This window comes from Olavius algarvensis spirochete endosymbiont (assembly GCA_900608495.1).
GTDB lineage: Bacteria > Spirochaetota > Spirochaetia > DSM-2461 > DSM-2461 > UBA2779.
The window spans coordinates 17,565-29,807 of sequence record UWYT01000105.1 but is presented as its reverse complement, the minus strand read 5'-3'; the positions used below and the strand labels follow the sequence as shown (position 1 = coordinate 29,807).

Genomic DNA, 12,243 nt, shown 5'->3' with positions numbered 1-12,243 from the left:
ATCCAAATGGGGTTGAGGCTCGCTCTGAAGGGGCTCTTAGGGTAGAACCCACGGAAAAGAGCAGAGACACCGAGCCGGTGAAAATGAAAACGCGTGTTGAATTCCATGCGGGCTATTCGCCGATACTGATAGTTTTTCCCGATAAGAGTTTGTTGCCAGTATATACGGCTGTGGATATCGCGCTTTTGCTTCAATCCGGTTGGGAAGCACCATTTCTGCGAAATCTTGGTGCGGAAACCAGGGTTTTTGGAGGCATATCAGGGCTTGGTTCTGATGCCAGTAACGACTCGATTTTTGGTTTTGATGCTTCGGCATATTATCGACCTGAAGGATCCATAACACCGGTGGTTCTTGTGGGTATTGGTGTGGTTTTCTCCAACTATGCCTTGAACGAATACAACATGAAGGCTATTTCCGTGCTTCGAACAGGTCTCGGTATGGATATAATTAAGAATCGCTGGGTTACGCGGATTGGGATAAGTGCAAGTACTTCCTTCAATGAGAAGATATTCCCGATTTTTTCGCTCATGCTCCGCGGGGGGCTACACTATTAATACCCTGAATCTCGTAAGAAGCAGCAAGTCAATCGCTCATGCTTCCGTTCTCAAAAGAGAACACCCCACATACCTTTTCTGCAAGTTAGTGGCGAAGGGATTTGAACCCCCGACCTATCGGATATGAGCCGACTGCTCTGCCAACTGAGCTACGCCACCTAAAAAAACCAACTGTACTGTGAGGTATAGATATGTGTCAACTTTGAAGTAGGCGTGGAGAAAACAGGATAAGTTGAACGCTCTTATAGAAATTTCCTTTTTTGGGCCTCCTCTATCAGTCTTCTATTCCACGGGTTGGCAGTCAACCAGGCTTGTTTAGCCTGATAATCGTCGAAGCGATTAGCGCTAAGCTGTACTTGATTATAGGCCTGGCTAATTAAATGAACTTGTTGCTCTTCTTCTGTTTTCGGGGCAATCAGAGCCGCCCATAGGAGGTATAGATAACTATAAGGCGCTGGGATTCGACGACCATCCCTTGAAGCAAGGTTCTTAAGACGCATAACGCAATCCAGGCTACCATTTCCTCCGGAAATATAAATACCGAATGCTTCGATCCATTCACCCAAAACATCCAGTGGACCAGCGGAATCTGTCAGCCTGCCTTCTATGGGGGAGTATCCATCAGACCAAACGTCATACTCTCCTTGCAGATATGAATTCCGACGTTTCAATACGCGTGCCTTTGCGATATATCTTCTAGCCATCTCGATATCTCCAGTTAAAAAGGCAGCTTCCGCAAGATAGGCATTGGCTTCCCGTGGATTTCCGGATCGTAAAAGGATTCCTTCCCCCTCTTCCCTGAAATCGGCTAACAAAGAACGCCCCTTCCAAACTTTGAAAATCTGTGATTCCTTTGTTAATCCATAAAAATCCGAAATAAGCCGTCCATTTTCGGCAAGCTTTGTCACTTCCTGATAGCGGCCAAGTTCCCAGTTGATACGAACAGCTACAAGAGTTAAGAGCAGGTGTAAATCTCGTCTGCCGTTCCTATAGGCCATTTCACGATACTCATGGCAGAGCCTCATTGCGCGGGGAATGTCACCGAAAAGAAAATGGCCAATCGTTTCCATTGCCGCGGCTCGAATAACACCCCATGAGACGTCAACTTGCGTGCCGATTCTTCTTGCAATGCCGAAGTGATCTATTGCATCTCGAACTTTGCCGCTTGCAAGAAGGCTTAGCGCCAATTCGAGATGGGAGTAGGTTTCCCCCTTGTGATTCCCCGATTTCTGGAATGCAAATAGGGCGTCTTTGGAAGCGCTTAGCGCATCTTCCTGTTGTCCAATAGCATAATAGTAACGCGCTATTTGCAGTTTAAACTCTTCAGCATAAGGGCCTCGACCACATATCAGCGATACGCTACCGTCTTTTACTTGCGACTTGACTTCATCAATGTTGCAAGTGAGTAAAACATAACGCAGTCGGGCGGTGCAGATGACGTTTTGCAAGGATTCCATCTGTGCGGCGTTCAATTCGGTCACCGACATAATCGATGATGTGAGCAATTGCCCCACGGCCCGCAGTCTTCTATTTGTTAGAAGATAGTTGAAAAGTTGACTTAGAACATCTATGGCCAGTTTTATTGGACCCCAGCGCTCCAGATATCGGAAGAGGCGGAGAAGGCTAATCGGATAGTTGGCCTGGTATCTTCTATATAAGTATTCGCCAAAACTCTCGGCTTCCCGAAGCATTTCGATATCCTGCAGAATCACGTTTGCATGAGCACCGGAAAATCCCTGAACCTTGCCGTCAGAGTATTCCCGTACCAAGCCGAAATCAAGCAGATAGCTATAGCATGCAAGCTGTGCGTTTCGCAGGTCGTCCTTATCTCCTCGTCTTTCAACAAGCAAATCCCTGTCGCAAAGCCCAGAGGCCGCATATGCTAGAAAAAGCATTTTGCGCTGTTCGTTATCGAGCGATGCGACTAGGCCCTCGCCTGGAATCCTTGATTTGCTCAGTTTTTTCTCTTTTTCCACTATTAAATAAAAAAGCTTGTATAAGCTGGCGCCACATTTTCTCAACCATTTAGTGATTTCTCCTGAAGTGGTTTTGACATTCGAAGTCTTCAAAATGGACACCATCGCATTTTCCGAGGGCTGTCTGAAACTTATCTCATAGCCCTTTCCAGGCAACGCTATTTTCTCGTTAAACAAATCCGAATCATAGACAATGATTAGTCGAAAGCTTTGTTTAGTCAGTAATTCAATGAAGAATGAACGAAGCCATGAAGCGGTTTCAGCTTCAGGATTGAATCCGTCTATCAGTATGTAGGCAGGCTTACCATTTTGTCGCTCAATATACGCCTTTGCATATAAGGCAAAAGTTTGAATGAGATCTACCGGCATTTGATTGTTCGAAATCTTCCACATACCACCTTTCTGGGCAGATTTAAGGATTTCGGAGCCAGTGCTTGTCCACCACACTCTCTCCTCATCATCGAGATATTCAGGAAGGTTGGCAAAGGATGTCCTTAGAGTTAACACGAACGGTTCCATAGGATCTTCCAAATTCTCATAAAAGGGAATTGTGAGCGGCCTTACCTCATCTTCGGGATAGAGTTTATCAAGCGCTTTGTGCAGAGTGGCCCGCTTGCCTGAACCCCATTCACCACGAAGCAGCAGAGTATTGAAACCATTATCTTCTTTTTCGAGTTTTTGTAAGGCCCTCTGAACAGCCCTTAGACGATCAGGTCTTACTAGTAATTTCGATAAAAGTTCATAGGGTCTTGGGCCAATCTCCTTTAATCCATCGACTCGGAAAAATCCTTCGACACATTCACCGGTTAGATAGTCGCTGAACTCGTTGACAAGCTTCGGATCCACCCATAAACAATTATTTTCGGGGACAGTAAGCATCAGAGATTGCAGCCGATTTGCATCGAAATCTTCCGGAACGCTGGTAATCAACAGGGTGACTCCAAAGAGATGCTTATCGTTCTTCCTTATTTGCGCGTGTATTGCCATAGCGGCTTCTGCAGTTTTTCGCGCTGCTGCATCAAAGATAAGCGGATATCCGAATAAACTGTCGTTGACAGAATGTCCGCCAAAATGTTGCAGCAACTCATTGAGCTCGCAGCGCATGGTACTGATTAAAGTGGGGCGCAACTTATTCAATTGATTTAAATGCGATATTTCCACATAGATTGAGTAGGAGCCCATAAACTTTACTGCATCCATTGTAAATCAAAAAACATAGCGCTTCATATAGTTTTTTCACTTAACTGATGCCCCGCGGGCATCCAAACACGCAAAAACTGTCCTTGACCACGAAATATTTACATGATACCATGTGTTTTGCTCCAAACTTGATGCTGAGCACCAATCAATACTGAATCGAGCTACACAAATTGGAACTGAAAATTCGAAAAAACAATGAGATTTACGTCATCGACGTCAGCGGCGAGTTGGATTTGTACAACTCCCACAAGCTGAAAGAATTGGTAATGAAAATGGTGAACAAGAAGATTCATAAATTCGTTATCAATCTGCAAAACGTGGAGTATATTGATTCGAGCGGTATTGGCGCCCTGATTTATATCTACTCAACCGCAAAAAAACTTGATATTGAATTCTTGATTTCAAACATACACGGTTCAGTCAAAAAAGTTATCGAGCTCACTAAGCTTATGAATTACTTCCCAATTGTCAACAAGGTGGGCGATGCAGTTAAGCGGCTTGCAGGATAGACAAATGGTAAAAAAGATTCAACAAGATGACAACCACATGCTTCTAGTTAAGAATGGCATGCTGAACAAGGAGTTTCCCAGCGACTATCGTCAGATAAGATACTTCACTCTGATGATAGCACAAAAAGCGCCTCCGGGGATAAAAGAGGTGAACCTCCTTGAACAGCAGATTAGCGAGCTTATAAAGAATGCTGTAAAGCACGGCAACAAGTCAGACCCGAATAAGAGAATCAAAGTTTGGTATTCTTTTTCATCCCTGAATGCAAGAATCATTATAGAAGATGAGGGCAAAGGTTTCAAGAGGATCGATGATTGGAACTCCTTCAATTCACATCGACAGAAATGTCTCTTGGATGAAGATTTTGAGAAACTTGCCGAGTATGTCGCATACAGAACTAGCGAAAGCGACGATAACGATGGCGGTAATGCTTTGTTTGCTGCTACGGAATATTGGGACGAAGGTGTCGTTTTCAACAGAAAAGGCAACACAGTCGCAGTGGGCAAGAGGTTCCCCAAAAAACGACCAGGGATCGAGATTGCCTAACGAGCCTGGATTCAGCTTATGGCTTCCAATTCCACCAGTTTCTGGTTTACTCATCGGTACCTGGGTATGCGCTAAAATCCTGCGACCACCGATCAATAAACCAGTTGTTCTTCCAAACTGAGAGGTATATGTAGCCGTCGGAGAGCTGTTTACCCTCTCTATCCGCCAATCCAACCCGCAGAATTATCTGCCCCCCCTCATATTCCGGAACCGCATATCGAGGATAAACATCCTTACCACCATCGGCAAGAGCTTTCTTGAACTCCAGGGATAGTGGAATTCGGACGCTGGGATGTATTTGCTCTGCCGGCGTTTTACCCTCTCTAATTGACAAAAACGCATCATCGCAAACGGCTAGGGCCTCTACCCAAAGTGGGTTTGGGTTGCGAAGGTTTGCCAGCGGTCCCAAAATTTCATCCTCGGGGAGGGTTGGTTCACCAGGATTCCATTGAACAAATGAATTCCATAATTCATCATCAGGAGACTGGGCGAATGCCTCTGACAACAAAACTGTAAAGAAGAGAGCGCCGTTGGCAATGAGCAATAATCGAGTCATTTAAGTATATCGCCAATATCTTCGAACGATATATCCAGGATGTCGGACTGGCTCCTTTCCTTTTGAGGAAGAAATACATCATTGTAAGCCGCAACTAAGCGAAAGATGTCGTCATGCCTGTAATCGGACAGTATGCTTGCCTCCAAATTATAACTCTTTTCCCTAAATCCCCTTACCATAACATTGATTGGATCGCTCACTGTTACGGCGAAATGCGGACTGTAGGTGAGCATAAAAAGCAACACTACCGAAAGACTCATGGCAAAGATTGTGATATTTAGCTTGGATTGAGATACGATGCTGGGTCGGCCGTCAAACCAGACGGTATAAAACCCGACATGTCTGATGAAGTAATCATTAGGACCAAAATAGTCTCTTAAATACCCTTCCTCATATTTGGTGTAAAGTGTCTGTTTATCTCTCTTGAGCAACAATACCGACGGCTCCGACAAGCCCCAGCTTTCAGCGTCATCAGGCCCGAGGAAACGAACCCCTTCAAGTTCCGACGCGGCCGTCTCTCCGCCTATAAGCCATGCCTCTTCAAGGTCATCTATGCTTAAAACCGCAAAAACAGTTCCAATAATCATAGCTGAGAAAATCAAGGTAGAGGTAGCGGTGGTGATTATACGAACCGTATGCCGTTGAACCATTGCAGAGTCGGCAAAGCGAATTTTCCGAAATATCTTGAGCAATCTCAGCAACCTCAATACCCGGGCCATGCGAACCGCCTTGACCACTTTCAACAAGCCTACCAGCGTCCCCGACCCCGCGAAAACCATACCCCTCATTATCGAAAGAGAAATAGGTCCTGAAGAGAATACCAGCAGCGGTACGGATGCTATGAAATCCACCCACCCATTTTCGAACAGGATATATCTGCGAAAAGAACGACAACAGATTGCGTTCCAGCTCCGAATCAAGAACTCCAGAGTAAAAAACAAGTCGAAAGCAAATCCACTGTAGATAAATATTCGCCTGGCAGCCCATGTCGAATTTGAAATCATCAATATGTCCTCTGCGACTGTCTGTAACAAAACCAAAACAATGGCCGCTGTTACAACAGCCTCCAGAGTGTCATTAACTTGTCGCTTCATCCACTACCATCCATTCTCCGCGGCGATGCTTTGCAACTCTACAAGCATATCTAAGTCGAAACCATAAATCTTGTAATTCTTCCTGGCAATACTGAACCAGCTTTTATCTGAAGACTCCGCACCCCTGTCCGCCGTTATTCCGGGTTTTAAGTACTTGGAGCGATGCGAAAACAATGCCGCGAGCCTGGCGGTGCCTTCAGTGTGCGGATTATCCTGAAAAGACAGCATACTATTGACAGCGCTCCGTAATACCGATTCGGGCATCGAAGTCACCGACTTTGTAAGCTCTTTCAATACCTTTGAAGCAAAAGCGGGCGAAATGATTAACAGAGGCTGTTGTGATGCAAGTGTCGATTCGGGGGAATAATAACGAACAGATGGACGAATAAGCATAGCCGCCTTAATCATATCCGCAATTTCATCAATGCTGATTTTCAACCGTTGCACCTTCCTGAGTTCAAAACCGATATATCTCTGCCGGGAAAAAATCTTCTCCACATATCTGTCAATCAAACCCGAACCCACACCCATTAGTGGACCTGTCAATTCTTTTCTGGAATTAGGCTTTTCCGACATCTGCTTCAGGAAATCTTCCAGCTGAAATTTCGCTGACTCGACACTAGCTTTTTTCCGCAGCATATCCTGCACAAAATTGAACTTCATGCTGCTTTTTATAGTCTCACTGATTAGCGACGGAAGCGCTTTGTCCGAAATTTCCATCAGAGCAATTTTCAGTAAGACTAAGATGCGCGACCACGGCAGTTTCGGAAAAAACGCGGGTGAACTGAGCGTTGGTTCGAGTACAGCGCTGTTTGCCTCAAGGAATTGATATAGTTGTTCTTCCTTCTGCAAGGGCGAAAGCCCTGAAAGTGATGGATTCTCCCAAAGTCGATTCACGAAAGCAGTAGCTTTTTCCTGTTCAATACCCATATATTTCCGATTCTTCACACATCATTTTTGGTTTTTCACCAATTTGTGACATGATAGTATAGGGATGTATAAGTTTGCACGATGTTTCTTGCTTCTCATAGTCTTTGTATTGCCAACCTCACGGGCGCTTAGCGCACAGGAAATGCCAAGCGGGAATGGTCCAATTCTACCAGCAGAACACGAAAATGATAAAGATATATCCGAAAACACAGCATACCTGATAAATACCAAACTGGAAAATACGACTGTGGACCTCATTTGGGATGGATATTGGCGAATACGACTAGCTGCCGGAGGAACATTTGGCAGAAGAAGCAGCCAGAACATCTATCCAGATCTGCAAAGAGGTGTGATATTCACCCAGGAACCAGATTTGAAACTGAGTTTGTGGTTGAATAAACGATGGTTTATCGAAACAGTTTTCCAGGGGAGTTTTGAACGCAACAGCTACAGAGCGGGCTATATAGGCCAGGGAGACGAATTTGTTCAGGAAGTAATAGTTGGTAACAACGATGTTAGCGCCACGGCTTATGCCGGAATGAACATACCCTTGCCACACAGGGGTGCTCCAGGCATCTCTGCAAAATTCCTGACGCCCAAGTCCAAGCATGAGATTCTATTTCGATTCGATCCAATCGCACCGAGAAAAAAGGTGTTTCAGGGGCAATACGAGGTTAGCACTCAAGATATCGGTTTGATGGAGTTTGTCGAAGGTAAATACTTCATCCTGCCGGATAAAAACATATCCAATTTTGTTGTTTATCTGGAAGATAGAAACGGGCCGGTAATCGGAAGAGATGGATTTGATACTCAACGTAGATACCGGCTCGCACAAAATGCGGAGTATTTCGTGGATAACCAAAACGGCTTGCTTGAGCTCCGCGCCTCTCATGATGGGCAGGTAATAGTTTATTACGAGAACCAGAACAGTAGGGCCGTAGGCACGGAAACCGTAGATGATTTCATTATCAAACCGGATTCAAATCTTAAACCACAGTTGAGTCCGCTCGAATATGCGGAATTTGAATTTGACAAAGAAGATATATACGATCCGGATGGGAGGAAATTCGAGAAGACTTCAAGGGTGAATATCAATGGGAAGGGCTATCTGATTCTTTATGAACCAGGCAGATTTACGCCCTTTGAACGCCAGAACGTGTACCGCTCAAACAGGTCGCTGCCGGAAGAAAGCTGGAGGATTGTACCTCAACTTCGCGATCGTGGCGCTCTTTATCCGAATGAGTCGATTGATTTCGGTTTCATTGCCAGTATTCAGGAGAAAACCATCACCGTCTATGGTGCCGTAGGCTCGACAGAAGGCTTGCGCGATCCGGCAAACCGGTACCCCTTTGCCATTTCCGATCCTCAAGTATATGGCCCCGGCCGGGAAACCGATCCGGCAAAGCTTTCCAAAATGATAGTGCTGGCCATCAAAGAGAAAAATCCTGGCTACTACTTGGGAAGCGACGTAGTGCCTGGATCGGTTGTTGTCCATATAAACGGCATAAGGGATAAAACTGTAAAGATTTCAGAGGATGGCCAACTCATCTTCTCACACTTCATTTATCTCGATGACTGGATTGAAGTTAGCTTTCGAATTGAAAATTCGAAGTTCGCCGCAGATGAACTTTTCATTTATCAGGGGAATCAGTTTCAACTCACACCGCAGCTTACTCTGGAATTGGCGGAAAGTATACGTTGGAACATCAATCGGGAACAAGTTGTTTACGAATACGAGCAAAGTTCAGGTGAAATAACAGTTGCCACTTCCCTTGACTGGGAGACAGCAAATGCCGGAATTCGTTTGGAAGGAGACGTTACTCTTTCCTCTCCGGATACAACGGGCAGGCTGCGGCTCTTTGGCATGGAGGATGAGGGGCTGACTTTATCTTTTTTTGAATCCACGCTGGTTAGAGCGCCAGAGAGCATCTCGGTCCGAATACCGGGAAGCATGCCCAATAATCCGCGGCATAAACTCCTCACCTCCCGCCAGAAAGTCGATAAGTACAATTACTTCTCTTCCGATTTCCTGGGTAGAAAAAAACTCAATGACTATTTGTGGAATCAGGCCACATCCACTGGTGAAGACGGCCCTGCTCTCGCCGCAAGCCGCGAGGGAGATCCTGCTGAAGCCAGAGTTATGGATTTCAGATTTGATTTGCCAGGTGCGACAAATTCCTGGAGTGCTGCAGATTTCCTGGCAGATACAAAAAATGTCATCAATCTCTCATCTTATACCGGCATAGAGCTTCCAATCATGTTTCTAGTCGACCAAAACACCGATATTCCCGACATCTTCCTTCAAATTGGTGAAATCGGCGAAGCGGAAGACCATCATAAAGACGGAGTTATCAATTCTGAGGACTCCAGTCGGATGCTTGAATGGAACCTGACGGACTACGCTGAAACCTCCAAAGACATCAAGGATGCCTGGCAATCTGGCGGTACTTGGAAGATTCTGCGGATAACGCTCACTGCCAGCCAGAGACTCAAGCTGAGCAGTGTTAGGGCACTTCGCCTGATTATAGACAATACAATCGCCGAGAAGATAAAGGGTCGAGTAATCCTTGGTCCACCCAGGTTCGATGGCAATCTGTTTAGAATTGAGATTCGCAATGATTCCAATGAGCTTGCTTCCAATCAATATGCTGCCGGAATTGAAGTTACCGACGATACGCTTGACAGCAGCCTTGAAACGGCCTTCCCTGAAGTATCATCGCTGTTTCACCAGAAAAACGAGAAGAACAAAGTTTTGAAATTGAATTGGGGAGATGATGTGTCTGAGCACAGTGAAGCCATCGGAGCAAATGATAGATGGGAAGCGGTTTCCTGGTTCTCCGGTATACCGATGGAAGCCTATGGAACTCTGGTGTTTTTTGTTTACGATGAGACGGGAAGTGGTGCCATAACCGCTAAAATGACTGACAAGGAAGGTTCCGGTATTGAAGTTACCTGGACATCGTCAAAAAGAAAAAAATGGGATCGTATCAAAATAGACATCGCAAAGGGAACGGCAAGCAGTGCTCTGGGTAATTCAATTGAAAGGATTGCTATTGACAATTACGCGGGCGAACTAACGAGATTCATCCTTAACGGGGCCGATGCGGAAGGTGATGCATCTAAGAGCGTTAACTCTGGTACGATTTACTTCGACGAGGTTTATTTTCGCGATCCTGCGTTTTCGGTAGCTGGCGGCGCACAGATGAACGCTTACTGGCGTTATGAGGAAGAGGTTGCGGCGATTGGCAGCTTCCCGATACTTGGTGATATAGCCCTCGAAGGAGGAGTCGATATCAGCGGCGGAACGGTTATTTCGGGTGTTGGGAAAAAAGATGTAGCTTATGGGGGTTCCATAGGAATAGGCACGGATATCCTAGGGATGAAACTCAATACGGATTGGCAGGGCGCCTGGAATCTTGGGAAATCGAATTGGTCTGCCAGTCATTCTTTGAGAATTCCCGCTAATTACGAGACTTTCTGGTTCAAGGATACTTACTCTAGAGGAAAATCCGGGGAAATCCTGAGCTTTTCTCGCTCAAATGATTTGAACTTGAAATTAGATGTTGGCTGGCTGCGAGCTTTTAGCGATGCCCTCTATGACAGTTCATCAATTGTTCAATCCTGGGGCACTGAAACCGCTTGGAAGGGGGGGAGGTGGAATACTGAGCTAGGTATTAAATACATCATGAATTCGAAGAAATTTGAGGCAAAATCAGAAGACTACTTCTCTTCCTGGATTAAGGACTATGCGCTACTTTGGCCGGCAGGGGGTGAGGTTTTCAATCGGGAAATTCACCATGCATTGGATGTGAATGCGAATATCGAGACGTTTTCAGCGGAATGGAGTCCTGAACTTAGACTGAAGGCTAATAGGGCGCCTAAATGGAATCAGGAAAATCGCTGGGCTGGAATTTTGTCTTTTCCAATCCGTTTTCCATCTTGGTCTATTACGCCATCTTACCGGCGCAATTTCCGTCAACTCGTTGATACGAATGGAGACGGAAACGAGAATTACGGAGATGTTTGGTATAACTTCATAACCAACGCCAGGGGTCAATTTCCTCTTTTCACTTATGTTCCTTTCCGAGAATTATTTGGATTGCAGGACGGGCAGGTTTTTGAGCGGGCCACTGAAGGGTTGCCAGAAGCAAATTACGAAGTGGAGGTTGCGCTGGATGTGAGGAGGGTTGTGAAATCCAGCTTCATTGACCTTTTTGTTCCAAATTATACGAACTTCTCCATTGAAAGAGAGTATCTGCGCAAAGGCGATACGGTTGGCTGGGAAAATGAGTGGCGAGGAACTATGGGTTTTGAGGCTGTAAACCTCTTTGGCCGCTTTGGAACCTATCCCATTTTTTCCGCTTACAATAGTGAGCATCTTTCGACTCTGCTGCAAATTGTCTTGAAAGATCTGAATGGTACATCGGCGCCGGCACCGTATGAGCTGCTATGGCAAAGCAATTGGATATTCACAGGGAAAAGAAGGGAATCGTTTATTTTTAATCATCGTATCCACTGGCATTGGAATGATAGGAGTCGTGAGACGAGGCAGGAGGCAAAACTGGAATACCGATGGCGAACTGCGACAAAGGATGTTTTGCGTTTACCCCTATTCAAACGGGCAATTTTGAGTCAGAACTATTTAGAAAATCGGGAACACTTGCTCCTGAGGGGCAAGTACCCATGGAAGGATGCGCCGGATACGACTGTCTTCAGTATGGCTGTTACGGTGCATCACGAATCGGTCTGGGTTTTCTCCGATGTGGGAGAATTCAAAGTTTGGTTGGCTTTAGGCTTGGGCGCTTTTGGAGAAGAGTTCAGTAACGGATGGGAAATGGGCATTGAAGCAAAACTACATTTCTAAAATGTTTTCACTGTGG

At 45.6% G+C, this 12,243-nt stretch carries 8 protein-coding genes and 1 tRNA gene; 4 read left to right on the top strand and 5 right to left on the bottom strand.

Annotation, left to right across the window (positions count from 1 at the left end; all coding sequences use genetic code 11):
- Window positions 1-554, top strand: a 554-nt coding sequence (locus tag S1OALGB6SA_RS02555; protein ID WP_230204373.1) for a hypothetical protein, incomplete at its 5' end; no start/stop codon positions are given.
- A gap of 86 nt (window positions 555-640) precedes the next feature.
- Here S1OALGB6SA_RS02555 and S1OALGB6SA_RS02550 read toward each other — a convergent pair.
- Window positions 641-713, bottom strand: a tRNA-Met gene (locus S1OALGB6SA_RS02550).
- A gap of 83 nt (window positions 714-796) precedes the next feature.
- Window positions 797-3,712, bottom strand: coding sequence for a hypothetical protein (locus tag S1OALGB6SA_RS02545; RefSeq protein WP_124032448.1), 2,916 nt, complete (start codon window positions 3,710-3,712; stop codon window positions 797-799).
- Between the two features lie 188 nt (window positions 3,713-3,900).
- On the opposite strand from S1OALGB6SA_RS02545, the gene S1OALGB6SA_RS02540 reads away from it, so the two are divergent.
- On the top strand, window positions 3,901-4,239 hold the full coding sequence (locus S1OALGB6SA_RS02540; RefSeq protein ID WP_124032447.1) for an STAS domain-containing protein: 339 nt from the start codon (window positions 3,901-3,903) through the stop codon (window positions 4,237-4,239).
- Window positions 4,240-4,243: 4 nt separating this feature from the next.
- On the top strand, window positions 4,244-4,783 hold the full coding sequence (locus S1OALGB6SA_RS02535; protein ID WP_124032446.1) for an ATP-binding protein: 540 nt from the start codon (window positions 4,244-4,246) through the stop codon (window positions 4,781-4,783).
- A gap of 46 nt (window positions 4,784-4,829) precedes the next feature.
- Here the strand turns inward: S1OALGB6SA_RS02535 and S1OALGB6SA_RS02530 are convergent, their stop codons facing one another.
- From S1OALGB6SA_RS02530 to S1OALGB6SA_RS02520, 3 genes are read right to left on the bottom strand one after another with little or no spacing between them, the layout of a single operon-like run.
- Window positions 4,830-5,339, bottom strand: a complete 510-nt coding sequence (locus tag S1OALGB6SA_RS02530; protein ID WP_124032445.1) for a hypothetical protein — start codon at window positions 5,337-5,339, stop codon at window positions 4,830-4,832.
- On the bottom strand, window positions 5,336-6,433 hold the full coding sequence (locus S1OALGB6SA_RS02525; RefSeq protein ID WP_124032444.1) for an ion transporter: 1,098 nt from the start codon (window positions 6,431-6,433) through the stop codon (window positions 5,336-5,338). The genes S1OALGB6SA_RS02530 and S1OALGB6SA_RS02525 overlap by 4 nt, the downstream gene beginning before the upstream one ends.
- A 3-nt stretch (window positions 6,434-6,436) precedes the next feature.
- Window positions 6,437-7,381 carry a hypothetical protein gene (locus S1OALGB6SA_RS02520; protein WP_124032443.1) on the bottom strand — a complete coding sequence of 315 codons (945 nt, stop codon included), beginning with the start codon at window positions 7,379-7,381 and terminating at the stop codon, window positions 6,437-6,439.
- A 46-nt stretch (window positions 7,382-7,427) separates the two neighbouring features.
- On the opposite strand from S1OALGB6SA_RS02520, the gene S1OALGB6SA_RS02515 reads away from it, so the two are divergent.
- Window positions 7,428-12,227 carry a hypothetical protein gene (locus S1OALGB6SA_RS02515; protein WP_124032442.1) on the top strand — a complete coding sequence of 1,600 codons (4,800 nt, stop codon included), beginning with the start codon at window positions 7,428-7,430 and terminating at the stop codon, window positions 12,225-12,227.
- Window positions 12,228-12,243 lie beyond the last annotated feature (16 nt).

What these genes read in the sequence shown, in the direction of transcription:
- S1OALGB6SA_RS02545 (WP_124032448.1), bottom strand. Translation starts at nt 3,712, where the DNA reads ATGGGCTCCTACTCAATCTATGTGGAAATATCGCATTTAAATCAATTG.
- S1OALGB6SA_RS02535 (WP_124032446.1), top strand. Translation starts at nt 4,244, where the DNA reads ATGGTAAAAAAGATTCAACAAGATGACAACCACATGCTTCTAGTTAAG.
- S1OALGB6SA_RS02530 (WP_124032445.1), bottom strand. Translation starts at nt 5,339, where the DNA reads ATGACTCGATTATTGCTCATTGCCAACGGCGCTCTCTTCTTTACAGTT.
- S1OALGB6SA_RS02525 (WP_124032444.1), bottom strand. Translation starts at nt 6,433, where the DNA reads ATGAAGCGACAAGTTAATGACACTCTGGAGGCTGTTGTAACAGCGGCC.
- S1OALGB6SA_RS02515 (WP_124032442.1), top strand. Translation starts at nt 7,428, where the DNA reads ATGTATAAGTTTGCACGATGTTTCTTGCTTCTCATAGTCTTTGTATTG.